The organism is Caproiciproducens sp. NJN-50 (assembly GCF_004103755.1).
In the GTDB taxonomy this organism is placed as follows: Bacteria; Bacillota; Clostridia; order Oscillospirales; family Acutalibacteraceae; genus Caproicibacter.
Genome location: NZ_CP035283.1, coordinates 2,333,262 through 2,357,878 on the forward strand (window position 1 = coordinate 2,333,262; position 24,617 = coordinate 2,357,878).

23 protein-coding genes are annotated in these 24,617 nt (G+C 49.4%); 11 read left to right on the top strand and 12 right to left on the bottom strand.

The window, feature by feature from the left end; all coding sequences use genetic code 11:
* Positions 1 to 8: 8 nt before the first annotated feature.
* The 7 genes from EQM14_RS11275 to EQM14_RS11305 all read right to left on the bottom strand — a co-directional run bounded on the left by EQM14_RS11275 (position 9) and on the right by EQM14_RS11305 (position 6,261).
* Complete coding sequence (locus EQM14_RS11275; RefSeq protein ID WP_128743132.1) at positions 9 to 668, bottom strand: aspartate/glutamate racemase family protein; 660 nt, start codon at positions 666 to 668, stop codon at positions 9 to 11.
* A 56-nt stretch (positions 669 to 724) separates the two neighbouring features.
* Positions 725 to 2,224 (bottom strand): tripartite tricarboxylate transporter permease, encoded by a 1,500-nt coding sequence (locus tag EQM14_RS11280; protein WP_164919053.1) that lies wholly within the window; start codon positions 2,222 to 2,224, stop codon positions 725 to 727.
* Between the two features lie 133 nt (positions 2,225 to 2,357).
* The gene (locus EQM14_RS11285) at positions 2,358 to 2,936 is read right to left on the bottom strand and encodes a tripartite tricarboxylate transporter TctB family protein (protein ID WP_128743134.1); all 579 of its coding nucleotides are present in this window, start codon (positions 2,934 to 2,936) and stop codon (positions 2,358 to 2,360) included.
* 90 nt (positions 2,937 to 3,026) lie between these two features.
* The gene (locus EQM14_RS11290; protein WP_128743135.1) at positions 3,027 to 4,088 is read right to left on the bottom strand and encodes a tripartite tricarboxylate transporter substrate binding protein; all 1,062 of its coding nucleotides are present in this window, start codon (positions 4,086 to 4,088) and stop codon (positions 3,027 to 3,029) included.
* A 559-nt stretch (positions 4,089 to 4,647) separates the two neighbouring features.
* Entirely contained in the window at positions 4,648 to 4,782 is a 135-nt protein-coding gene (locus EQM14_RS17025) for a glycerate kinase (protein WP_164919054.1), read from the bottom strand.
* Positions 4,783 to 4,823: 41 nt separating this feature from the next.
* A complete protein-coding gene (locus EQM14_RS11300) occupies positions 4,824 to 5,237 on the bottom strand; it encodes a glycerate kinase (RefSeq protein ID WP_128743136.1) in 414 nt (137 codons plus the stop codon).
* Between the two features lie 55 nt (positions 5,238 to 5,292).
* Positions 5,293 to 6,261, bottom strand: coding sequence for a D-2-hydroxyacid dehydrogenase (locus tag EQM14_RS11305; RefSeq protein WP_128743137.1), 969 nt, complete (start codon positions 6,259 to 6,261; stop codon positions 5,293 to 5,295).
* Positions 6,262 to 6,720: 459 nt separating this feature from the next.
* Here EQM14_RS11305 and EQM14_RS11310 point away from each other — a divergent pair, with 459 nt between their 5' ends.
* On the top strand, positions 6,721 to 6,915 hold the full coding sequence (locus EQM14_RS11310) for a hypothetical protein (RefSeq protein ID WP_128743138.1): 195 nt from the start codon (positions 6,721 to 6,723) through the stop codon (positions 6,913 to 6,915).
* Between the two features lie 75 nt (positions 6,916 to 6,990).
* Here EQM14_RS11310 and EQM14_RS11315 read toward each other — a convergent pair whose 3' ends face one another.
* The 3 genes from EQM14_RS11315 to EQM14_RS11325 all read right to left on the bottom strand — a co-directional run bounded on the left by EQM14_RS11315 (position 6,991) and on the right by EQM14_RS11325 (position 10,691).
* Positions 6,991 to 8,289: an NRAMP family divalent metal transporter gene (locus tag EQM14_RS11315; RefSeq protein ID WP_243112514.1), complete on the bottom strand. Its 1,299-nt coding sequence runs from the start codon at positions 8,287 to 8,289 to the stop codon at positions 6,991 to 6,993.
* A 254-nt stretch (positions 8,290 to 8,543) separates the two neighbouring features.
* Positions 8,544 to 9,488, bottom strand: a complete 945-nt coding sequence (locus tag EQM14_RS11320; RefSeq protein WP_128743139.1) for a dihydrodipicolinate synthase family protein — start codon at positions 9,486 to 9,488, stop codon at positions 8,544 to 8,546.
* 180 nt (positions 9,489 to 9,668) lie between these two features.
* A complete protein-coding gene (locus EQM14_RS11325; RefSeq protein WP_128743140.1) occupies positions 9,669 to 10,691 on the bottom strand; it encodes a LacI family DNA-binding transcriptional regulator in 1,023 nt (340 codons plus the stop codon).
* 463 nt (positions 10,692 to 11,154) lie between these two features.
* Between EQM14_RS11325 and EQM14_RS11330 the strand changes: the two genes are divergently transcribed.
* From EQM14_RS11330 to EQM14_RS11375, 10 genes are all read left to right on the top strand, one after another.
* Positions 11,155 to 11,505, top strand: a complete 351-nt coding sequence (locus EQM14_RS11330) for a hypothetical protein (protein ID WP_243112515.1) — start codon at positions 11,155 to 11,157, stop codon at positions 11,503 to 11,505.
* A gap of 23 nt (positions 11,506 to 11,528) precedes the next feature.
* Positions 11,529 to 12,386, top strand: a complete 858-nt coding sequence (locus tag EQM14_RS11335; RefSeq protein WP_128743141.1) for a metallophosphoesterase — start codon at positions 11,529 to 11,531, stop codon at positions 12,384 to 12,386.
* A 246-nt stretch (positions 12,387 to 12,632) separates the two neighbouring features.
* On the top strand, positions 12,633 to 13,382 hold the full coding sequence (locus tag EQM14_RS11340; protein WP_128743142.1) for an N-acetyltransferase: 750 nt from the start codon (positions 12,633 to 12,635) through the stop codon (positions 13,380 to 13,382).
* 275 nt (positions 13,383 to 13,657) lie between these two features.
* A complete protein-coding gene (locus tag EQM14_RS11345) occupies positions 13,658 to 14,788 on the top strand; it encodes an ROK family transcriptional regulator (RefSeq protein WP_128743143.1) in 1,131 nt (376 codons plus the stop codon).
* Positions 14,789 to 15,115: 327 nt separating this feature from the next.
* Positions 15,116 to 16,165 (top strand): NAD(P)-dependent alcohol dehydrogenase, encoded by a 1,050-nt coding sequence (locus EQM14_RS11350; protein WP_128743144.1) that lies wholly within the window; start codon positions 15,116 to 15,118, stop codon positions 16,163 to 16,165.
* Between the two features lie 12 nt (positions 16,166 to 16,177).
* On the top strand, positions 16,178 to 16,570 hold the full coding sequence (locus EQM14_RS11355; RefSeq protein ID WP_128743145.1) for a VOC family protein: 393 nt from the start codon (positions 16,178 to 16,180) through the stop codon (positions 16,568 to 16,570).
* Between the two features lie 10 nt (positions 16,571 to 16,580).
* Complete coding sequence (locus EQM14_RS11360) at positions 16,581 to 17,585, top strand: carbohydrate kinase family protein (protein WP_128743146.1); 1,005 nt, start codon at positions 16,581 to 16,583, stop codon at positions 17,583 to 17,585.
* Positions 17,586 to 17,615: 30 nt separating this feature from the next.
* Positions 17,616 to 18,620, top strand: a complete 1,005-nt coding sequence (locus tag EQM14_RS11365; protein WP_128743147.1) for a sugar ABC transporter substrate-binding protein — start codon at positions 17,616 to 17,618, stop codon at positions 18,618 to 18,620.
* 296 nt (positions 18,621 to 18,916) lie between these two features.
* On the top strand, positions 18,917 to 20,425 hold the full coding sequence (locus tag EQM14_RS11370) for a sugar ABC transporter ATP-binding protein (protein ID WP_128743148.1): 1,509 nt from the start codon (positions 18,917 to 18,919) through the stop codon (positions 20,423 to 20,425).
* Positions 20,422 to 21,375, top strand: a complete 954-nt coding sequence (locus EQM14_RS11375) for an ABC transporter permease (protein ID WP_128743149.1) — start codon at positions 20,422 to 20,424, stop codon at positions 21,373 to 21,375. Before EQM14_RS11370 ends, EQM14_RS11375 begins: the two co-directional genes overlap by 4 nt.
* Positions 21,376 to 21,635: 260 nt before the next feature.
* On the opposite strand, the gene EQM14_RS11380 is transcribed toward EQM14_RS11375, so the two are convergent.
* Together EQM14_RS11380 and EQM14_RS11385 are read right to left on the bottom strand one after the other, a co-directional pair.
* A complete protein-coding gene (locus EQM14_RS11380; RefSeq protein WP_128743150.1) occupies positions 21,636 to 23,774 on the bottom strand; it encodes an ABC transporter permease in 2,139 nt (712 codons plus the stop codon).
* Positions 23,771 to 24,520 (bottom strand): ABC transporter ATP-binding protein, encoded by a 750-nt coding sequence (locus tag EQM14_RS11385; protein WP_128743151.1) that lies wholly within the window; start codon positions 24,518 to 24,520, stop codon positions 23,771 to 23,773. Before EQM14_RS11385 ends, EQM14_RS11380 begins: the two co-directional genes overlap by 4 nt.
* Between the last annotated feature and the right edge of the window lie 97 nt (positions 24,521 to 24,617).

The following is a 24,617-nucleotide window of genomic DNA, read 5'->3' on the forward strand; positions in this document are numbered from 1 at the left end:
TCAGCTCCTTACCTCTCCATCAATTCTTTAATTTTGCTAAACCCGGATTCGCCGATCTTATAAACCGGGACATTCAGCGGATCATGAGAAAGCAGACTCATGGAAATCTGCGCAAACACAATAACATCCACTTCACTTTGGAGTTGATAGAGAGCTTCACAGACCATCTCATCATGCTTCGCGCGATCACCGGCGCAGAGTAAATCAAAGGCTCCGTCTACAACACGATTGACGAGTTCCACATCTTTACCCATCTCCGCTGCTTTTTCCAGAATGACACGTCCAATGGCAGATGGACTGGTCGGCACGGTTCCCAGAACACCGATTCGCTTACCGTTCTTTGCCGCCGTCTCCGCCACAGGTTCCTCAATATTGATCATCGGTATGCTCAGCAACGGGCGGATAATCTTTGTAGCTTCATTCACTGAGGTACAGGTAACAAGAATTCCGTCAGCTCCGCTGGCTTCCGCCGCCTTTGCATAATTCAACATGCGGGAAGCCGTTTTCGGGGTCATCCCATTGTCGTCACGCGTCGCTTTCAGCAGACTGTCATCCATAATATTATAAATTTCGATATTCGGATTTTTCTGTGCAAACGGTTTGCCAAATGGATTAAAAATAATTTCCATGAAATTGTTAACGGTATTAATGGTATAAAGTTTCTTCATTTATATTTCTCTCCAATAAAATTATTTTTCAGCTTTGCTTTCCTCAACCATAATCATTATTGTGCAGCTGAATTATCCGGCTTTTTCCTGATTTGAAATGCGATGGTAAGCACAATGATACAGAAAAACAGCAAAGCGATAGGGCGGGTGAAGAAAACAGCGGGATTGCCAGAACTGACCGTCAGAGCTCTGCGGAAATTGGAGTCAATCATATTGCCCAAAATGATTCCCAAAATAATTGGTGCAGGTGAATACCGCATCTTATCTAAAAAGTATCCGAAAACGCCGAAAATCAGGACAATCAAAATATCAAAGGATCTATTGTTGATCGCATACGCTCCGACAATTGAAAGGACCCCTACGATCGGCATCAGATAAACTTTCGGCACCTTTAGAATCTTTGACATGGGTTTTGCCAGAAACATTCCCGCGATCCACAATGTCAGAACGGAAAGAAAAAGCAGAGCGGAAATATAGTTTATAAAAGTCGGATTGTCGCGCATAAGCATTGGCCCGGGACGGATATTGTGAATCATTAGCGCACCCAGCAGCACGGCTGCCGGCGGAGAGCCTGGAACCGCAAGGGTCAGCATGGGGATCAAAGCGCCGCCAATCGCCGCGTTATTTCCAACCTCAGGCGCAATAATGCCTTCAAAAGAACCATGCGTATATTCTTCAGGATGTTTGCTTGTTCTTTGGGCGGTATTATAAGAAACCCAGGCCGCTACATCTTCTCCTACCCCTGGCAGGGCTCCAATGCCGACACCGATCAAAGAAGACTGGATGACTACGCGGATATGTTTGATAACCACCTTTAGGCTGTTTAGCTTTTCTTGCGCAGTATCCCTTGCCAAACTCACCTCAGCTTCTTCCTTATGAGGAACGAATGCCTTAATAATTTCCGGTATGCTATAAAAACCGATCATGGCAGGAACCATGCTGACGCCGCTCAGTAAATCACTGTTGCCGAAATTAAACCGAGGAGCACCCTGCATGCTGTCCGTTCCTATCATAGCAATTAATAAACCCAGCATACCTCCAAGCCAACCTTTCAGCGGAATGTCATCTGTTACAATCGATCCGCAGATCATGACGCCGAAAAGTGCCAGCATGAAATACTCAGGGCTAGTAAATTTTAACGCAATTTGGGTCATGGGCGGAGAAATTAGGGCTAGAACCAAAACGCCGACAAAAGTACCAATAATAGAGGCGGTCCGCGTCACCTTAATTGCGGTTTCCGCTTTTCCTTGCAGTGCCAAGGGGTGTCCTTCCAAAGCTGTTGCGGCCGCTGAAGCGGTACCGGGAATATTTAGAAGAATTGCAGACATGCTGCCCCCATAAATTGCTCCTACATAAATGCCCATCAGCACCGCAAAAGTATAGGAAATGGGGAATTGGTAGGTAAGACCTGTTAAAAGTGCGATCCCCATGGTAGCGGAGAGACCCGGTAATGCTCCGATAATCACGCCGAGAAATGTAGACAGCAACAGAGTAAGCAGGAGCCGAATGTCCATCAGTGTGATAAACTGCTGAAATAGTCCAACCAAATTCTGCAAAGAGATATCCTCCTCATAAATATATTTACGGTGATTCCGAGAAGGGCACCGTAAGGACCTTGTAACTCCGAGAGTCATTTGGGGAAGGGGTGTACTATCATTCGGCGATAGTCGGATGCAAAAAGCACCGGTTTTACGGCAGAGGAATCATTGCCAGAGTTCCAAAACAATAAGTGACCGCTGCTGAGGAAACCGCTGCTACAAGAAGAGATATCATTATTTTTTTAAGGCTTTTCTCGTTTAAGACTACCATCTGCACCGCCAAAAGAATAAAGGTGGCAATCATAAACGGAAATCCTTGAAAGTGCGGAAAAACATCAAACATCTGACGGCAAGCAGGAATCAGACACAGAATATAAACGGCTATCGTTCCAATGACGAAAACCGCAATCGCTGTCTCCGGGTTTTTAATAAATTCCACTGCTTTTTCTTTTGTAAAAAAGTCGAATTTCGCCCCGGATTTACGCGCAAGCCGAAACAGCATTATTGCACAGAACATGATAGCTATCGCAATAATAACGGGAAGAAACGCGGGAGACGTATACCAGTACAGAATGGCATCCTTTACGTCATTCCCACTTACTTCATTTGCAAAATCTTTTTCAAACGGATTAAAAAACATCCGGACGCATTCCAGCATCGTCCCCACGGAGACGATAATCAATATTAAGCTGAAAACCAGATCGACTTTACGTAAGGTCTCTTTTTTCATGCGATCTACACTCCCGTCAAAAGGTTACCATAATCGGGGGAGCGGAAAGCCAAAGTATCCGCTCCCACTAATAAACCAGGAAAAAGCAGGTCAGGGCTTCGGAATATTATATTTTTCAGGACTGAACTTGGCCTGTCCCATGTTATAAAGATCCCAGCAGAGCTTACTTTCTGTGTCGGCCGCCATTTTGCTGGCTTCGTCGCCGGTCAGCCCATACAACGTACACAGCTGCTCATCAGCAAACTTTTTAATCTCGTCACTTTTCATTGCCTTGTCAAAAGCGTCTGTTAAAACGTCAACAACCGCGGAATCCGTGTCGGCTGGAACCATGAAGCCCAGGAACTGTTTCAGAGGCAGGTATTGCTTGAGAGCTGGAACATAGGAAGAAACTGCTTTCACTGTTCCAAATTCAGGGAAATTCCAGTCATCGTTATCCATAACCGCAATCGGGATCAAATCGCCGCTGCGGACAAACTCCTTTACCTCGCCCGCGGAAGCGCAAACGCAGTCAGCTTCATATGAAACCGAACCTTTAATGGCATCCCCCGAGCCATTGTAGGGGACCCACTTAAATGGCACATCGCCGTAAGAATCGAACAATTTTGCAAGCGCAAACCACAGCCCTCCAGTTGTTCCGGCAATAGAAACGCTTTGGGGCTTATCTTTCAGAGCATTTAGAATTTCGTCCATGCTTTTATATTTGGATTTTCTGTTGACACAAAGTACACCCGGCGAGCCAGCCGCAATAAAGAATTTCCAGTCTTTCGAAGTCTGATCGGAAGTCGTCATAATCGGAATTGTCAGAGGAGTTTCAGATGTTCCGCAAAGCGTGTAGCCGTCATGCTTGGCTTTCCAGGCATAATCCACACCGATGGAGCCCGCGCTGCCACCCGTCATATTTGTGGAGACGATTGTTTGTCCGAGCGCTTTGCTCATTTGGTTCATCAAAGCCCGGTTCCAAACATCCGTACCGCCGCCCGCGCTAAACGGGATAATATTCTGCAGTGACCGAACCGGGAAATCCGCCTTTGCGGCCTGCGAATTTTGGTTTGTTTGAGAACCCGCTGAATTTCCACCGCTATTTGATGTTGAGCAGGCTCCCATAGAAAGTGCCATGGAAATCGCAAGAACCGTCGCCAGTGCTTTTTTCATGTAACTGCCTCCCTAAACAATCTTTAAATTTTCTCTTACTTTCTCCAGGTCTTGCAGCATCTCACAAATTTGTTCAAAGCGGATACGGGTTGGGGTGATGCCTATTCCTATCTTCAGAAAAACGGGTAGGCAAAGCCGGCATCATACCGCCACCACACCACGGAAAAATCAAATCTCAGCCGTTTCGAACCATGTGTCCTGCAAATAATCAACCGATTTTCGCTGTTCTTGCTACATCGCCTCCTATTCATACTACGTAGTATGTATTATATTTCAATTCAATTGTGAATGATGTGATGTGAACGATGTAAAAAAACAAGTAAAATACATAGTACGTAGTACCAATTTTGTAATTTTTAGTATATCAGACGTTCTGTAGAAAGTCAATATATTTTATTTAATTTTAATAAAATATTATGATATCGGCAGCTCTTTTTTAATCAGAAATAAAATGCCCAAAATAAAAAGACGGCTGTATTTTTACGGAAAACACAGCCGCCAAAGGCTAATTTGCAGGGCATTATGCGAAAGAAGTTTCTATTATACCCGCCAAACTATTTTATACAAAAAGTGCAATAAATCGCGCGACACCAATCATTACCTTACCCCGAAGGCTCTGTGAATCAAGCCGGCCCTCCCCCGTGAAAATAAAATCTGCACCGGCGGCCAAACTCTCAAAATTCACCGTATCCAAAACAGTGTCAATTCATGGCTGAAGGCTCGCCCCGAAAAAAGTTACCATGCCCCCATACCGTCAGCAGCACCGGTACCGGAAAGCTGTGAAATATCCCGCTCCAGCTGTTCGCAAATGACTTGCGGCAGATGCCTGAGTCCGGAATCCAGGAACTTTACCATCGTTTTGTCAGTCCCCTTCTGAGGACCAAACACATATGCCGCGCCGTTTTTTTCAAACAACGGATTGTCGACATCGCACATGGCCACAATCCTCACCTTTCGAAGCAAGGGAGAAAGCCCCGAAAGGTCGATCTTGAAAATTTGAGAAAGCGTACCTCCCACTGGATAAACGCAGTCAAAAAGTCGTTCACACTTCCCTCTCGCCGCCTGCAACGGGAATGGAAACAATCTGTGCAGCCGTGTCTGCGGCTTTGACGGAACGCCCACGATCTCACAGATTTCCGACGAACTCATCGTCCCTCTAAAGGAATCCGGGATTAGAATATTTCCTCATAAACTGATTTTCCACTTAAAGCATATCACGCGCATTCACAACATTAATGGGTTTTCCTTCCTGAAATGCTTTTAGATTCGCGACAGCAGCATCCATTAAGCGTTGGCGGCTTTCCTTCGGTGCCCAAGAGATATGGGGTGTAATCAGGCAGTTTTTAGCTTTCAGAAGAGGGTTGTTCTCTTGAATCGGCTCTACTGAAACAACATCCAGGCCGGCAGCATACACCTTGCCGGAGTTTAGCGCTTCTGCCAGGTCTTCCTCTACGATCAGCGGACCACGTGAATTATTGAGGAGAATCACGCCATCTTTCATTTTCGCAATGGTGTTTTTATTGATGATGCCCTGCGTGGAAGGAAATAGCGGGCAGTGCAGGACAACCACATCCGAAGTGCTCAGAAGTATGTCCAGTGAGACATATTCGGCAAGGCTCTTCCCTTGCGGGTTGGGATATTCGTCGTACGCGATGACCTTCATACCCATTGCTTTAGCAATTTTTCCTGTCGTCTGCCCGATCTTCCCAAAGCCGATAATACCCATGGTCTTATTGGCAAGCTCAATTAGAGGATAATCCCAGAAGCACCAGTCAGGGCATTGGCTCCAGCGGCCTTGATGCACCTCCTTATCGTGATGTGCGACATGGTGGCAGATTTCCAACAGCATGGCAATAGCGAACTGTCCAACTGCGGCCGTCCCATAAGTTGGAATATTACACACCGGAATACCACGTTTTTGTGCCGCCGCCGTATCTACGACATTGTAGCCGGTAGCCAGAACACCAATGTATTTCAGGTTGGGGCAGGCCGCCAGCGTCTGTTCCGAAATAGGGGTTTTGTTTGTAATTACGGCCTCCGCGTCGCCAAGGCGGGAAACGGTCTTCTCGGGCTGCGTGCGGTCGTAAACTGTAAGCTCGCCCAACTTTTCAAATTCTTCCCAGCTTAAATCACCAGGATTTTCAGTATATCCGTCCAAAACAACGATTTTCATATGGTTCCTCCTGATTGAATCAATCTTATCACACGTTTTTTAACCCAGTCTGCCTATGAGCCCGTTTAATTCAGACTTTCTGCATTAGTCAGACCTTCACAAACTGTTGTGCGTATTCCTTATTCCTGTAAATGTCGAAAAAAAGGAATATGTCTCTCACCGATTCACTTTTCAATTGAAACCGTTCACATCCTGCACAGTATAACATTTAGAACTCATCAGTTCAATGCTTAACTTAATAATTCTCTTCAACCACCGCAGTATAATTGACCTAAAACATCGGAGAAAATTGATTTCTTCAAAACCGCTATAATGACGCAGAGAAATGCGCTACCCTAGGCTCTTTATCTTACGGACAGTTATGCGTGTCTTCTTTCCGAGCCGGGAACCCTAAAACGAAAATTAAAGAAAAAGGACCTCCTGTTGCAAATATAGAAAATACGACAGGAGGTTTATTAAATGACGGAAAAAAGGGAACAAAGGAATGCCGTAGGCGCGAAAGACGCTTCGAAACAATTTTGCAATAGGCGATTGTTCAAAGCAACTGCCGGAAAGGCAAAGGAATACGCCCTGAAACGGCTTAGAAAGCCCAATCAAGGCGTATTTTTTGCATTATTTGGGAATAGGTTGTTTCGCAACAACCCCATCATTTAGTAGGCAGCCAGGCCTTCACCGCGTTCGCGCTGCCGTTCATTCACGAGCCTCACAGAAATTCAGCCCAAAAATCGGTCATAGAATAGCCGCGATGGAATTTACAAATTTAGGAACAGCGGTTGCAAGCGCGGAGACAGTCAGAATCAGGCAGAAACCATAACTGATTGTCATACAGATTTGCAGCACGCGGGGTGTCTTCGTTCCGGCATTGATGTCTTTCCTCCAGAGAAGCATACATATAAACAGGCCGGAAACCGGTGTTGCAACCGCGGTTGCAACGTTGGAAAGATAAATCAGCTGAACGGGCGAACCGTTGTAGCTGAAGGCAATAACCGCACAGATAATCAGAACGATCATGGAACCCCATCGGATACTTTTATCCGCCAGATTTGTCGGCTTGTTAAATCCGGCATTCAGCAAAACAACCGTACGCTGCGTATTGCCAAGCAGCGAAGAGAACGCCGCCCCAAGCAATGCGATTCCCATGATATATCGCGCCGCATTTCCCAAGACGGGAACCAGCATGTCGGCCAGCTGCTGAGGGCTGTTCAGCACTTTATGCGTCGGGTGAAGCACGATGGCGCCCACCAGTACCATGGCGCCGCTGATCAGAATGACTTCGACAATATGTGCAATGGTATCGGTCGTCATGACGCCGTTGGTCAAATCCTCTTTCTTCCATTTCTTTTCCGCACCCAAATAGGTTCCGTAAACTCCGGTTGTGACGGAAGCGTTGGTGCTGATGAAAGCCAGGGAGAGCGCCAAGCTGCCGGCGGGGAAATACCAGTGGGTTAGGCCGCTTATGGCCTCTCCGCCGGAAAAGTCGCCGGTACCGATCAGAGTGGCGTAAAACGATACTATCATGCCGAGAATGCAAAGCAGGATCGCCTTTTCAACCTTGGAATAGACGTCCTTTGCGAAATAGCAATAGATCATAACCGCAATCATAATAATGGAACCAAGTTTCCAGTTGATCCCAAACAGAAGAGTCATGCCAGCACCTGTGCCGGAGATATTTCCCATCGTAAAGAACATGCATGCAAGGAAGCTCGCGACCCCGACAAAACCCGCCGCAAATTTCCCATAGTAATGGCGGATTGCGTGAATCGCCGGCAGACCGGTCAAAAGGGAAATGCGGTATGTAGTAAGTAAAAACGAAGTGCCCATGAATGCGATGGGAATCAGCAGCCAAAGCATCGCATAGCCATAGTTGGAGCCCAGCATGGAAGCCGTGGTGATTGCGCCGGGGCCAATGACAATGCCGGTCAGAACAATGCTTGGACCAACCCTTTTCAAAAGTTCTTTCGCAGGGAGCCTTTTTGTAGAAGCCTCATTTATTCCTTCCTCCGGAGGGGTTGGTGTATTCTCATTCAAAACCTTTCATCTCCTTCTCAATCCTGTCCCCAAAGAGTTTTCCCCGCAAGAGATGCTGCACGGAATTCACAGGATCGTTTGTTTCGGATAAAACTCCTTCACCCATAATGAATTTCTCCAATTCTTTTTAGAATATGAAGTCCGAAGCTCCGCATAGGCAATCTGGAAGAAAAAACGATTTAACGAAAAGACCTTTGCCGCCGGAGGCCCGGCCAGCCATTTCGGGCCGGAGCCGCGCGGCAATCTCCTTTCCGTCAGACAAGGTTGACCTTTTCCACGCCGGAATCTTTCAAGGCCTGAGTTACTCTGTCTTTTTCCTCCTGGCTCAGCGGGATCAGCGGGGGGCGCATCAGCGGCAGAGAAAAGACTTTGCGCTGAACGAGGAATTCCTTCATGCGGGCATGCGCTTCACCGCTCGGCTGGCCAATTCCGTAGATAGCGCTGGATGCCGGGAACAGCTTTTCATTGATTTTCTTTGCCGCGACCAAATCGTTCGTCTTCATCGCTTGGTAAAGTGCGGTTACCAGTTCCGGCACGCAGCCGGAAAATCCGACGAGACAGCCATCAATGCTCTGGATCATGGTGGAAAGCAGGTTTTCGTCGTGGCAGGTGATGAGGCTGATTTCCGGAGCCTCTTTTTGCAGAGTGCGCACGTCCCTTTCGTATAAAGGCATGTCGCGCGTGCCCATTTTAACGGCTACCACGTTCGGAATCCTCACCATTTTCAACAGCAGGTCGATCGGGTAAAATGCCTTGGTGTTCGATGGATACAGATGAAGGATAATCTTAATGTCGATCGCCGCGGCAATGTCCTGAACGAACTTCAGAGCTGCCTCCGGCTTCACGCCGAACCTGAGCCACAAATGCGGCGGCATCAGCAGGATCCCGTCCGCCCCCGCTTCCTGTGCGGCTTTCGCGTGCTCAATGGCCTCGAACGTTCCCTCGGCCGAAACACCGGAGACAACCAGAGCTCTGCCCTTTACCTGATCTGCGGCGATCTTGGTGATACGGGCTCTCTCTTCCGGAAGGAACCCGGTGATTTCACCCGTGTGCCCGTTTGTGACGAGGCCCTTGATTCCGGCATCCGTGTAGGTAAGAAGCCAGTCGATATAGTTGCGGAATTCTTTCTCATTGATCGAATAGTCCGCATTCAGAGGAACCATAATCGCCGGGAAGACGCCGCCCCATTTTTTTTCCATAATAAAATACCTCCAGTCGATAATTTAAGAAAACGTTTTCTGCTTTCTGTTTTTTATTATAGAAAACCTTTTCTATGTTGTCAATATCATATATTTGAATTTTTGTACGAAAATATTGTCTAAAACACACAAACAAGGCCTCCCCAAATAGGAGAGGCCTTGTTTGTGTGTTTTCCAATGTCAGAACAGTTTTAGATTCCGGACGGACTGGCGTTCTACAATCGAAGCGTCCATAGTGATATTTTTATCTTCTTCGCCGTTTACAATATAATCCACGGCCATTTTCCCCATTTCATAGTGAGGGATCCGCAGGGTGGTAAGCGGAGGATGCATATATTTCGCCTCCGAGATATCCCCAATGCTGATGATGGAAAGATCTCTCGGAGTTTTCAGCTCCAATTTTCGAATGGCGCTCATCGCTCCCACCGCGATATTATCATTGGCACAGCAGATGGCTGTGCAGTCATTCACACGCTGCAACAGCCGCTGGCATGCGTTAAAGCCGCCCGTCTGCGAAAAATCGCTTGTGACCGTATATTCGTTGGGGCAGTCGAGACCGGCGTTCCGCATGGCGCTCTGATATCCGCGGAGGCGCTCCATGGACGTAAACACTTTCTGCGGCCCGCCGATAAAACCGATCTTTCTGTGGCCGCGCTCTATCAGATATTGAGTAATGGACCGGCCGGCCTCAAAATCGTCGATCATCACATAAGGCATACTGACTCCCTGCGGCGCCAGGGTGATGATGCGCAGCCCGTATTTTTTATGCCGTTCCATCTGCTGGAGAAGCGTTCGCTTATAATCTTCCTGATCGAGGCCGCCGCCGGTCAGAATAATCCCCTTGACTCTGTGTTGCCATAAAAGATCGTGATACGTCAGTTCGTCGCGGGGATTGCGCCCCGTATTGCAGACAAAAGAGAGGCAGCCAAGCTCACTTGCGCGATTCGTAACTCCTTTTGCGATTTCGCCGAAATAGGAGTCGGAGATATCCCTCACAATCAGCCCTATAATATCGCTGGCATTCTTGCGAACTCCCTGGGCAGCCTTGTTGGGACTGTATTGTAAAGCTTCGATCGCTTTCAGGACCTTTTCCCGCGTATCCGAGGCGACCGGGTACGCAACATTGTTGATGATTCGGGAGACCGTAGTTACGGACACTCCCGCCTGCCGCGCCACATCTACAATTGTAATGCCACGGTTCATGGCTATTCTCCCAAATATGTATTTTTTGTCTCAAAGGATATTTTTATCTGTCCGCATTATTAATTATATTAGAAAAAAATGAAATTACAATAACTTTTCGAAAGATTCTTGGCGCCAAATTGAAATAGCGACAAACAATCGCCGGCCAAGTTTGAAGTGATAACCTGTATCGTCTCCCGTTCCGACTGCGCGAACACGATGTAGATATTAAGCATCGGAAGGTATTGCCGCAGATGAGGTAATCCGTGTTGAATTTGATGATAGAGAGCCTGATCATATCCGGAAATTCCTATACCCGGACATCTTCCCGCAGCGGATTGGGAACAGACATGGTATAAGGCATATACAAAATTCGCATATAATCCGAGAGGTTAATTAAGCGCTAAACCGAATTCAGCTTAAAATCAGGACTCTGGAAAAAAACAATACATATGATATAATAACTTTAGAGAAAGCTCAAATTATGAATCAGGAGGCGAGCGTTATGCTTGGAGCTGGTCTGTTGAATATTGGAAGTCTTGTACTTGGGCTGATCGCATGGGTACTTCCCGCAGTGAATCTCGCTCAGGCCAAAAACTCTGATTGCAGGAACTGGGCCTTATCCGTGGTTAGCGTTAGTGCCTGCGCTGTTGCGCTGTGCATGCAGATCTTCTACAGTGAGCATCTAGTTAAAATACAAGACTGGTCAGCACTGATGGACACATCTCATTCAACGGCATGGATCTCCACGATGCTGCTCGTAGTTACCATCGTACTAAACACGATCACATTTGTCGTTTACCACAAGAATATCAATAACGGCAATGAACGCTAGGTTTGTTTATAGAAGTCTCGTCTATGAAAAATAATAAGAGGAATAAGCATATAATATGGGCTTTCCGGCTTGCCGCTCTCGCCGCTTGCTCCATATGGCTTTACCGGGGAAACACCTCAATTCAAACCACACAGGTCAGGATCAGCAGTGAAAGGATTCCGGTATCGTTTGATGGATTTGTCATCGTTCATGTATCCGACCTGCATAACGCTGAATTTGGGAACAATCAAGACGGGTTACTTGAAGCGGTAAAAGATGCTGCTCCTAATTTGATTGCCATTACTGGGGACCTGATCGATTCAAGGCATACCAACATTACAAAAGCGATGGAATTCATCAATGGCGCCGTCACGATCGCCCCGGTATATTATGTCACCGGAAATCATGAGTCAAGAATCAGCGAATATCCCCAGATAGAAAAGCAGATGGCAGAAGCCGGTGTTATCATACTGAGAAATCAAGGCACTGCTCTGAAACGCAAAGGAAATGGCATCCGTCTTCTGGGGCTGGATGATCCGGACTTTATAAGAAGGGGCAATCCGGCCAACCCATTAAGCACGGCTGACGCTATGCTAAAAAACTTGTTGAACAACAACAGCAGTTATACGGTTTTGCTGTCCCATAGACCGGAGTTGTTCGACATATACTCAGCCAATGACATTGATTTGGTGTTGAGCGGTCACGCCCATGGCGGACAGGTTCGGGTCCCTTTTATCGGAGGGCTTGTGGCACCAAATCAGGGGGTATTTCCCAAATATTATGAGGGTGTTTACGAAAAAGGCCGGACAAAAATGGTCGTCAGCCGTGGATTAGGCAACAGTATTGCTCCTGTACGCATCAATAATCGGCCGGAGCTAGTTGTTATTACCCTCTCGTCATAATCGATATACTCCTATTTGTGAACAAATCGGATTCATTAGCTGCTGATCGTGATAGAAGAAGTGATTTTTCCGCTGTCTGGCTGGAGATGTCCGCTGACAGTTGCAGGGGAAAACACACTGACGCTCAATGAGAGGATTTGGTATTTTCCTCTTTATTGGTTTGATTATAATCATGCAAATGCGACTCGCATTATTAGAACGGGAAGTGTCAGGCAACAGGAATTTGTAAGAGAGGAAAATTAAAATATGTGTACTGATTTTGTAAACTTAACAACAGAAAACCTTGTTAATGAGCATTTATGCTGTATTATACGCAGTAAAAAGCTCCATCCGGGTGTTGAAGCGAAGCGGGAGTGGCTTTCTGGCCGACTAGATGAAGGTCATGTTTTTAGAAAGTTAAATGCAAAAGCTACGGTTTTCATTGAATATGCTCCCCTTGAAACCGCTTGGGTTCCCATAATCGGTGACAACTATTATTATGTGTATTGCTTATGGGTTTCTGGTAGTCACAAAGGCAAGGGGTATGGGAAATCGCTGATGGAGTATTGTTTGGCTGATGCCAAAAAAAAGAGGAAATCCGGCATTTGCATGCTCGGGGCAAAGAAACAAAAATCCTGGCTTTCAGACCAATCATTTGCGAAGAAGTTCGGCTTTGAGGTTGTCGATAGCACCAATAATGGTTATGAATTGCTTGCACTTTCTTTTGACGGAACAATGCCAAAGTTCGCACAAAATGTTAAAAACGAAGAAATTGAAAGCAAAGAGCTAACAATTTATTATGATATGCAGTGCCCCTATATCTATCAAAACATTGAGATGATAAAACAGTATTGTGAAATGAATAACGTTCCCGTATCTTTCATTCAAGTGGATACGCTACAAAAAGCAAAGGAATTGCCTTGTGTTTTCAATAACTGGGGTGTGTTTTATAAAGGGAATTTTGAGACGGTGAATTTGTTAGATATCGCCTATTTAAAGAGAATATTTAAAAAATGAAAATACAATTTTGGCTTTCACATTGATTATTAGGACTATCTATGATTTGCTACGTCTTCGGTGCGAAAAGGTGAAAGAAAAACATAATAACCGGATGACCAGCCGCGCCGGAATCCAGGCGGCAAACCATTCCTCTTCCCGATGCCGCCGAGAGGAGGATTTCGTCTTTCCGGACGCGATTCATCAAAATGAGTTATAAGAATATGTTGCAAAAATGCGGGATAAGAGATATACTTAATAAAGTGGATTAATAAAAACAGTTAAGGAGCATTCAAATGGCGCAGCGACGTACAAACAGTGCCCGCCTGAAAAAAGTGAACGGCAACCGCATCTTCAAGCTGATTTACCAAGAGGGTGTCATTTCAAAACCCGAGATTGCCTATCAGCTTGGAATCAGTCTTCCCACCGTCATGCAGAACGTCAAATCTCTGCAGGACGAAGGCCTTGTCGAAGAAAGCGGGACGCTCGACTCCACCGGCGGGCGGAAAGCCGTGGCCCTGACCTGCGTGAAAAACGCCCGGCTGGCGCTCGGCGTGGATATTACGCTGAACCACATTGGCGTGGTGCTGGTGAATCTGGACGGAACCGTTCTGAAAAGCATCCGGGAAAAGATTCCTTACCAGAAAACGATTGAATACGCAAAGACGCTCGGCGCGATTGTGGACCGCTTTGTCGAGCAGTCCCAGGCGGACCCGAGGACGATTCTGGGAATGGGCGTTTCCATCCCCGGAATCCTGTCGACCGACGGGCAGATCCTGCTCGATTCGCACGTTCTGCAGATACAAAATGTAAAATGTGCGAATTTTGTTGAATTCTGCCATTACCCCAGCATTTTCTGCAACGACGCGAACGCCGCCGGCACCGCCGAAATATGGAACAGAAAATCCATCGAAAGCTGCGTCTACCTTTCCCTGAGCAATTCGGTCGGCGGCGCCATCCTTCTGAACAACAAAATCTTTCAGGGTGACAACCAGCGCGGGGGCGAATTCGGGCATATTACCGTCGAGCGCGGCGGGCGGAAATGCTACTGCGGAAAAAGAGGCTGCCTGGACGCCTACTGCAACGCGTCGGTCCTGTCCGATTTGACCAGCGGAGACCTTGCGGGGTTTTTCAGGCTGCTGCGCGAGGGCAACGCCAAAGCCGCGTCGGCATGGGACAATTACCTTGACTATCTCGCGACCGCGGTCAACAACCTGCGCATGTCGTTCGATTGCAGCGTGATTCTCGGCGGCTACGTCGGGGCCTATATGGAGGATTACGTCCTGGATCTGCGAAAGCGTGCGGCCGACCTGAATACGTTCGAAGAGGACGGAAGCTACATCAAAGTTTGCTCTTACCGCACGGAGGCCTCGGCGGTCGGGGCGGCTCTGATGCATATTGCGGCGTTTATCGAACAGATCTGCTAGGTCTGCGGAAACTTCTTCCTGTGACTGAAAATACAGCGTTCCATCGGGAGACATCTGAAACACGAATTCAGGCGTCTCCCCTTTTGTGCGCCGAAACGCGGCGAAGCGCTGTTTATCCCAGCCGTTTCCGGCGGGGGCCGAAGAGCGAATCCGCTCGCGGCGATTTCTGCAACACAATATCTTATATAAATCACAAATTTTTGTATAAAACGTCTTGACAAACCGGTGAAATCAATGTTATTATCAAATTGATCTTTATTAAACTATTTTAATAAACCATTTAATTATCTTGGCTGTTTTCATCCACTTGAAAGGGGAGCACATGTCATGCAAGGTAAAATGAAAGTCGCAGTGATGAACGGAATCGGTAACATGGGGTTTGTCGAGAGGGATATCCCCCGTCTGGCAGACAACGAAGTCCTTGTCAAGCTGGAGTATGTGGGCATCTGCGGCTCGGACCTGCACTACTACGAAAACGGCCGTATCGGTGATTATATCGTAAAACCGCCGTTCGTGCTCGGCCATGAACCCGGCGGCACGGTGGTGGAAACCGGCAAAAACGTCAGGCACCTGAAGATCGGCGACAGAGTCGCGCTGGAGCCGGGCAAGACCTGCGGCCACTGCGAGTTTTGCAAGACGGGCCGGTACAATCTCTGTCCGGACGTCATCTTCTTTGCGACGCCGCCCGTCGACGGGGTTTTTCAGGAATATGTCGCGCACGAGGCGGGCCTCTGCTTTAAGCTGCCGGACAACGTAAGTACTATGGAAGGCGCGCTGATCGAGCCGATGGCGGTCGGATTCCACGCGGCGAACCAGGGCGGCGCGCACGCGGAACAAACGGCCGTCGTAACCGGGGCGGGGTGTATCGGGCTGGTCACCATGATGGCTCTGAAAGCCGAAGGGGTTTCTAAGGTCTATGTGGTCGACATCATGCAGAAGCGGCTGGACAAAGCCCTTGAGCTCGGCGCCGACGGAGTGATAAACGGAATGGAACAAGACGCGGTCAAAGCCGTGCTGGATCTGACGGACGGGAACGGCTGCGATCTGGTCATTGAAACGGCGGGGGCGGAAAAGACGACGCAGCAGGCAGTACATATGACGAAAAAAGGCGCCACGATCGTCTGCGTGGGCTACAACGCAACCGGAATGGTCAATCTGCCGATGAGCCTGGCTCTCGACAAAGAGCTGACCATCAAAACAGTTTTCCGCTACAGGCATATCTACCCCATGGCAATCGAGGCGGTCGCGGCGGGGAAGGTCAATCTGAAGGGAGTCGTGACCAACATCTTCAATTTCGACGACATCCAGAACGCGATGGATTCCAGCGTACGCAACAAGGAAGACATTGTCAAAGCAGTTGTAAAGATTATTAAGTAGGAGGGGACGCAGTTGAACCTGCAGGAACTGACGGCGGAAATCCAGCACATCGGCATCCCGACGGACGACATCGGGAAGACCGTCGCCTTTTACACCGGACTCGGCTTTGAGACGGTGCTGCGCACGAAAAACGAAACGGCAAACGAGCCGGTTGCTTTTCTGCGCCTGAAAAACCTGACCATAGAAACCTATGAAACACGTACCGCGAAAAAACAGGCCGGGGCAATCGACCACATTGCCCTGAACGTCGCGGATATTGACAGAACGTTTCAGGCCGCAAAGGCGGAGGGTTACTCCCTGCTCGACAAAGAAGTACGGTTTCTCCCCTTCTGGGAACACGGCGTCAGGTTTTTCACCATAGAAGGCCCGAATGCGGAAAAAATCGAATTCAGCCAGATACTGTGAGGTGACGGGAATGTTCGACATAACGGCAGTGGGCGAGCTCCTGATCGATTTCACCCCCGCCGGCGTAAGCGACGCGGGCGATCCGCTCTTTGCCCAGAAGCCGGGCGGCGCCCCGGCCAACGTGCTTGCGGCCAACAGCAGACTGGGCGGACACAACGCCTTTATCGGCAAGGTCGGGAACGACGGGTTCGGGGACTTTCTGCGCGGCACGCTGGAAAAGCTGCGGATCGACGTCTCAGGGCTCTGCACGGACCCGGAAATCCCGACGACGCTGGCCTTCGTGCAGCTCGACCGGAACGGCGACCGTTCCTTCAGCTTTTACCGCAAGCCCGGCGCGGACCTGATGCTGCGAAGCTCGGAGATTAACGACAGTCTGATTTCCGGATGCCGCATCCTGCATTTCGGCTCCGTATCCATGACCGGCGAGCCTTCCAGGAGCGCGACCCTTTCCGCCGTCAGGGCCGCCAGAAAGCTCGGGCGCATCATCAGCTACGACCCGAATTACCGCCCGCCGCTGTGGGAAAACGCCGGGACGGCAAAAGAGCAGATGACCGCCGGTTTGGAACTGGCGGATATCATAAAGGTTTCCGAAGAGGAAATGGCCCTGCTGACCGGAGAAAGCAATCTAGAAAAAGGTTCGGCGGCACTCGCCCGCTTCGGCGCATCGCTTGTCTTCATTTCTCTGGGCGCCGGGGGTGCTTTTTACCGAAGCGGAGACCTGTGCGGGGCCCTGCCTGCTTACGGCGTAAAAACAATCGATACGAACGGAGCAGGAGACGCGTTTCTGGGCGCAGCGCTGTTTCGCCTGCGCGGCAAAACACTGGAGGAAATCCGCAGCCTGAAAGAAGCGGAACTGAAGGACATCCTTCTGTTTGCGAACGCGGCCGGCGCGCTCACAACAGTGAAAAACGGAGCGATTCCGGCCATGCCCTCTCTGGAAGAAATCAGGTCCTGCATGGAAACGGTCCCGTTCCTGCCCCGCGGCTGTGCCTCATCAATCTGCAGGTCTTATTAAATTTTTTATATTATTAGGAGGAGAAAAAAAATGAAAAGGTTCTTGTCGCTTTTTCTTTTGGCAGCCATTCTTGCATTCTCTGCAGCAGGCTGCGAAAGCAGTCAGACGACCTCAAGCAGCGCGGCGCCCGCTTCTTCGGCAGCGGCGTCATCCGCCTCGGGCAGCAAAAAACTGAAGATCGGCGTCACGGTGCAAAGTCTGAGCAACCAGGTCTGGTCGGTCGCATGCACGACGATGAAAAAGCTGGCGGATGCCGACGGAAACACCCTGAGCTACATGTCCTGCGATGATACTTCGTCGAAGCAGATCGAGCAGATCGAAAACTTCATCAGCGGCGGCTGTGACGTCATCATGGTCAACCCTTCCGACCCGAACGCCATTGAAGACGTCTGCAAACAGGCGCGCGATGCAGGCATTAAAGTCATGTGCTGGGACAACACGATGAAAAACACGGATATCAACTGGGTAATCGACAACCAGAAGCTCGGCTATATGATCGGCGAACAGGCGAGCACATTCATCAACAGCAAATTCAAAGACGGAAATGTTGAAGTCGCCGTCCTCGATTATCCGCAGACTGCAATCCTTCTCGAGAGGGAAAAGGGCATCCTGCAGGCGCTGAAAGAGAAATCCCCCAACGCCAAGGTCGTTGCGCAGCAGCCCGCCCTCAATGCGACCCAAGGCCTCGACGCAATGGAGACCATCCTGCAGGCTCATCCCAACGTGAAGGTCGTGTGCTGCATCGGCGGCGGCGGAGCCGTGGGCGCCAACGAGGCTTTGAAAGCGGCCAACAAGATCGCGGACGACGTTGGGATCTTCGCTGCGGATGCGACGGACCAAGAGCTTGCCTCCATGCTGAGCGGCGAAGCGAACAGAATGTCCGTTATCATAACCGGAACCCCGACGGTCATCGGCCAGAACTGCTATCAATTGCTGACAAAACTCGGCAGCGGCGGTAAATTTGACAATCAGAATGTCTACAGGGAAATTTTCCCGGTGACCGCCGAAAACGCAAGTCAGTATTATAAAAAGTAAACTCCCGGATTCCCAGATCAATCATAAAAACACAGAGCAGATGCTGTACTTACATGGATAGCCGCGTCCCTGAGCACGATGGCTATCAAGTCGCCGGTTTCCGGTTCGCGCTTAAACGAGAAAATGGAAATGCCCCACGGAATTCGTTGGATATTTCTCTTTCGTATTTCGTAGGCATTTCCTTTGTTAAAAAGGCAGACCCGGAGATCCTTCAACTCCAATTTTTTCGCGCTGGATGGTTCTGAATTGCCCGAATGCATCTTTGAAACTGCCCAAGCGCAGAAAGGATGACTGCTATGGAAGATCCTGAATATATTCTGCAACTCAAACATGTGAAAAAAACGTATCCCGGCGTGGTTGCCCTGGATGATGTTTCCATCGATGTGAAAAAGGGTGAAATTCATGCCCTCGTGGGAGAAAACGGCGCTGGAAAATCGACATTGATCAAAACCTGCAGCGGAGCCGTTATCCCGGACTCAGGGGAAATCATAGTCAACGGCAAGTCATTCCATTCCATGAACCCGCGCCTTGCTGCCGAAAACGGAATCGCAATTATCTACCAAGAGTTTAACCTTGTCGGGGATCTTTCTGTGGCGGAGAATATTTTTCTCGGCCGCGCAATCCGGAAGGGCATCGTCGTCGATAAAAAGGCGATGGAAAGGAAATCGGAGAAGGTATTTCAACAGCTTCATATCCATATCGACCCCAACGAACTTGTCAGGAACCTTACCGTCGGTTATCAGCAGATGGTCGAAATCGCGAAGGCCATCCAGCAGGATGTCAAAATCCTGATTATGGATGAGCCCTCCGCGCCTCTTGCCGCAGTTGAAGCGGAAAACCTGTTTAAAATTGTTGATACGCTGAAAAAGTCCGGCGTTTCCATTATCTATATATCGCACCGGCTTGATGAGATATTCAGATTATCCGACCGGATTACGGTTCTTCGGGACGGTCATTACATAAAGACTGTGAACACGAAAGAGGCCAACGTGGACGAGCTGATTTCAATGATGGTCGGCAGAACGCTGAGCGAAAAATTTCCGCCCAGAAAAGCCTGTGTGCGGGACGAGACGATCCTTGAAGTCAAAAATCTTTGCGGAAACGGCGACAAGGATATCTCTTTTTCCCTAAAGGAAGGAGAAATCCTCGGCCTCGGCGGATTGATCGGAGCCGGCCGCACGGAGCTTGTGCAAATGATATTCGGCGTTGTTCCGAAAACATCCGGGCAGATTATTTTCAAAGGCAGGGAAATCAGCCCCAAAAGTCCGCGCGATGCCATTGAGATGGGCATTGCACTCGTTCCGGAAGACCGGAAGCAGGAGGGTGTACTTCTGGGCATGTCGATCAATCAGAATATCAATATGCCGATTTATAAAAGGATCTCCCGGCTTTCCGTCATTAATAGAAAAACAGAGCACAGCGTTGCCGATACCTATGTGAAAGGACTCGGCATCAAAACCCCGAGCGTCGATCAGCTTTCTAAAAACCTGAGCGGCGGCAACCAGCAGAAAGTCGTTCTGGCGAAATGGCTGGCGGCAAATTCCGAGCTGATTATTTTTGACGAACCGACAAGGGGAATCGATATCGGCGCAAAGTACGAAATCTATAAACTGATGAACGATCTTGTGGAAAAAGGGAAAACAATTCTTCTTATTTCTTCTGAGATGGAAGAGCTTATAGGAATGTCGGATCGGATTCTGGTTCTTGCGGAAGGAAAGATCACCGGCGAGCTGGCCAAAGACTCCTTTAGCCAGGAGACGATCATGAACTATGCTTCCAATATTGAAAAGGAGAAATTGGCATGAATAAGGTTGTCAGTCTTATCAAGGAAAGGGCCATCTATGTTGCTTTTGTCGCTTTGTTCATCGTTTTTTCGTGCCTGAGCAGCGACTTTTTGACCTCGACCAACCTGCTTAACATCACCCGGCAGATTGCCGTGCTCGGCGTCGCCTCTGTCGGCATGACATATGTGATTCTGATTGGCGGCATTGATCTTTCGGCCGGCTCGATCATTACATTTGTGAACATTATCGCGGCGTATCTCATGGTCAATTCCGGCATGAACATGTGGCTTGCAATCCTGATTTCGCTGATTGCAAGCACCGGTATCGGTTTTCTGAACGGTTTTCTGGTGGCAAACCTCAACATTCCATCGCTGATTGTCACGTTCGCTTCCCAGACGATTTTTGAGGGTCTTGCCTATATCATCTCAAACGGCATGCCGATTTTCGGCTTTCCAAAGAGCTTTGCAACGATCGGGCAGGGATATCTCGGTTTCATCCCGGTGCCGGCCATCATCATGATCGTTGCTTTCCTCATTGGCGGCTTCCTTCTCAACAAGACCTATTTTGGCAGGTATTTCTACGCGCTTGGCGGTAATGAGATGGCATCGCGGATGGCCGGTATCCGGACCAAACGGGTGAAATATCTGATTTTCTCGCTGTCTGGGCTCTTTGCGGGCATCGCCGGAATTATCATGCTTTCGCGCACGAATTCAGGCCAGCCAACAGCCGGCAAAGGATATGAATTCCAGATCATCACCGCTGTCGCGCTGGGCGGCGTTAGCTTGGCAGGCGGTTCCGGAGAGCTTTCAAATGTTGTGGCCGGCGTGCTGATTATGGGCATTTTGAAGAACGGCATGGTTCTGCTGAATGTCAGCGAATATGTTCAGATGGTTGTCGTAGGGATCATCCTTCTGCTGGCCGTTGGGTTTGACTGCATCCAAAAGAGAAAGCTTGGCTACACGAACCACTGACGGCATGCGGCGGCCGTCTGACGGTATCGTACAGCAGGCCCCCTCGCAATCTCCCCGTGCAAAGGCCGGCGCCGAAACGGCGCCGGCCTTTGCTCTGCCCTGTTACTGAAGCCGTCACAGCTCCCGCCGTACTTTCCGAGCCATCATCCGTGAAAGCCCGCCAAACTCACGCTTTTGTTGGGCGGGATCGCCGTCATCATTTAATTCTTTTACGTAAAATATTCACCATGCATCTGTGGCTCATTCTATATCCCGGATTTTTACTGCCGGGACAATTCTTTCCCTGCCGTTTTTACATTCAGCATTCCGCATACCTTACGGAGTGTAAATCGGTAGAAGCCCCAAATCCCGGCGCTGATGCCTAATACAATACACAGGCAGACCACCAGACTGGAGATCTCGCTTTGTGTGATCTGATTGTCGTTGAGATACAAAATCATGACGTAGCAGATGCAGGTAAGCAGTGTTCCGATGAGGCCCGGCACACCAAACACTGCTGATATCTGCCCCCGAATAGAGCAGTACAGATAGTTTGGCGCCGCTCCCAGATGCCGCAGGTCATCGTATATCTGCCGATTGTTCAAGGCGATGGTCAGGCAGCGCGTATGGCTGATGACCAGAACGGCGGCAAAGCAGACAATGGAAATGAAAATAAACAGCATCAGGAAAACCGCGTAAGTTGCTATCAAGTCGTTTCGGTCAAGCACACGGAACTGTGGGGCATATTTCCAGTGCATTTTAAAAAGCGCCGAGCCCCGGTCCCGATAGCTGACCTTCACCAGCGAAGTCTCATCGCCCCAGTAGGTTTCTCCGGCCTCTTCCGCCGCGATCTTTTCAACCCGGTCGTAAGCATCCTCATACTCCTGTTCGGGGCTGAAATGGTCAACAATGGAATTGTAAAGCCCTTTTGCAAAATCATAAGTTTGCATCACGTCCTTCACATCGAAAAATACGATTGTTTCTCGCCAGGAACGCACCAATCCGTCCGTAATTGTCTTATAGTCAGCATCGTCCAGAACGTAATAGGTGATAAAGTTGGAATACGCCAGCATATCGTCGCGCAAATACTCCTGAAACGAAACACTCAGCGTTTTCCGGGTAGTCATGTTGGTCAGCAGAAGAGTGTCGGATGGCTTTGAATCACCATTGGCGGCTTCCTTCGACAAGACAACGGCCAATTTTCCCGGTTGAATCTGAACGCTCTGCCCCGTCATTTTATTGAAATTACTTTCTGAAATGTAGTTGCCCTCTCCAAGTAGCTTTCGGTATTCATAATGGTATTTGCCGCTGTCGTCCGTGATCTGCTGATTGCCGTCGTGTGCCAGAACCGCTGTCTCGGCATCCTTCCAATCGGTGATCGTCACACTGTCTTTAGAGGCCATCGCTTCAATTTCGTCCTTCGTCAGCATATTCTGATCTTCACAGTATCGAAACGCATAGTCGACAGGCCGCTGATCAACGCGGTACGTCGATCCGGCAGACATGGTGGGGGTATAAAAAGCGGCGAAATACGCTCCGGCGATCAAAACCGTAAGGACCAGCATGCTGTTCACTGTCTGCCTGCCCTGAAACTTCATCATGCTGCGGGAAATGATATGCCGGTACCTGTTCTTGCCGCTCCGCCACCCGCGAATGACGGTATGCAGCAGCACCATATAGAGGCCGATGATCAACGGAAGATAGAAAATACTAAGCCATGCGGGAGGATAAGCCGAAAACAGCGCCTCGTAGAGACGCGGCACCAAGTACCCGCCAAGTCCGCCGGCAAATAGGAACCCGATGCCGAGCGGCCCGAACCAAGGTTTCACATCGCGGATGGGTTCGGATTTGCGCTGTTCATTAACCACGTCCATGATGTCGGTGCGGCGGACCAGCTTTGTTCCCATCAGAAACAGTGCCAGAATCGTGTACAGGGCAAACGCCGCGGTGAACAGGTACGCTTTCGGGTCAAAGGACAGCACCATTTCCTGGGTGTCCACAAGAAAAAGCCGAAAAAGCTGCCAGATACACCACGCAAGCGGAGCGCCTGAAATCGCCCCCGCCACGCAGGAGCCGACCGCCACAGCCGCAAGCTCCCGGAAAAGCAGGCCGCGGATCTGTTTGCGGGAAGCTCCCAGAGCCATAAGAATTCCGGCTTCCCGTGATTTATACCGAAAGAAAAGGGACGATGCGTAAGCCGTGAAAACTCCGCAGCCAACGACGGCCAAGGCGAAAATCATCATGACCTGCTTGCGGGAATCCCCGCCCTCCGGCAGAATCGTGAGGACGGTGGGAGAACGCATCATGCAAACGTAAGCCGTAATGAGCAGCACCGAAACGAAAATACATAAAACCAGCAGCGTATACTGCCTGCGATTTCGGCGGCGGAGCGCAGCGCTGACTTCCCGAAGGTTTCTCATGCCACTTCACCACTCATTTCCTTAATGGCGGCAAGCAGCGCGTCCTGAAAAGCGCCGCGTTCCATCCCCCGTTTTTCCAACATGCTGTGAACAGCGCCGTCCTTCAGCATGATCACCCGGTCGCAGAAGGATGCGGCAAAGCTGTCGTGCGTTACCATGAAAATTGTGGCGGACAGTTTGTTCCGCGCTTCCTCAAAGGAGGAAATCACCGCCCTGCTGGACTTGGAATCCAGGTTTCCTGTAGGCTCATCCGCCAGAATCATCAGGGGTTCGTTCATAAGCGCCCGGGCCACAGCGGTCCGCTGTTTTTCACCGCCGGAGATCTCGGCGGGATATTTGTTTTTTATCGCGCCGATGCCGAAGAGCTCGCAGAGTTCGCCCCCGCGCCGTTCCATCGCCCGGCTGGTATCTCCGCCGATGATCTTGGGCAGCAGGATATTGTCCAGAACGCTCAATCCGTCCAGCAGCATAAAATCCTGAAAGACAAAACCGAGCTTTTGATTTCGCACTTTCGCAAGGGAATTCTCGTCCATATTTTTCAGTTCCTGTCCGCCCAGCGAAATCTGCCCGCCTTCAAAGGGGATGTAGCAGGAAATACAGTTGAGCAGCGTCGTTTTTCCGGAGCCGGAAGGCCCCATGACGGCGACAAATTCTCCCTGCGCCACGGACAGGCTGACGCCTTTGAGAACCTCATAGGTCATCCTTCCGACCTTGTAGGATTTGCGCAGGCCTTTTACTTGCAGCATAATAAAAACCACCTTTCCATGGTTGAATCTTACCTCAGAAAAGTGGTTTCCGGTTTTGGACCTGTGATAAATGGTTCGTATTTTGTAAAGTCCCGCA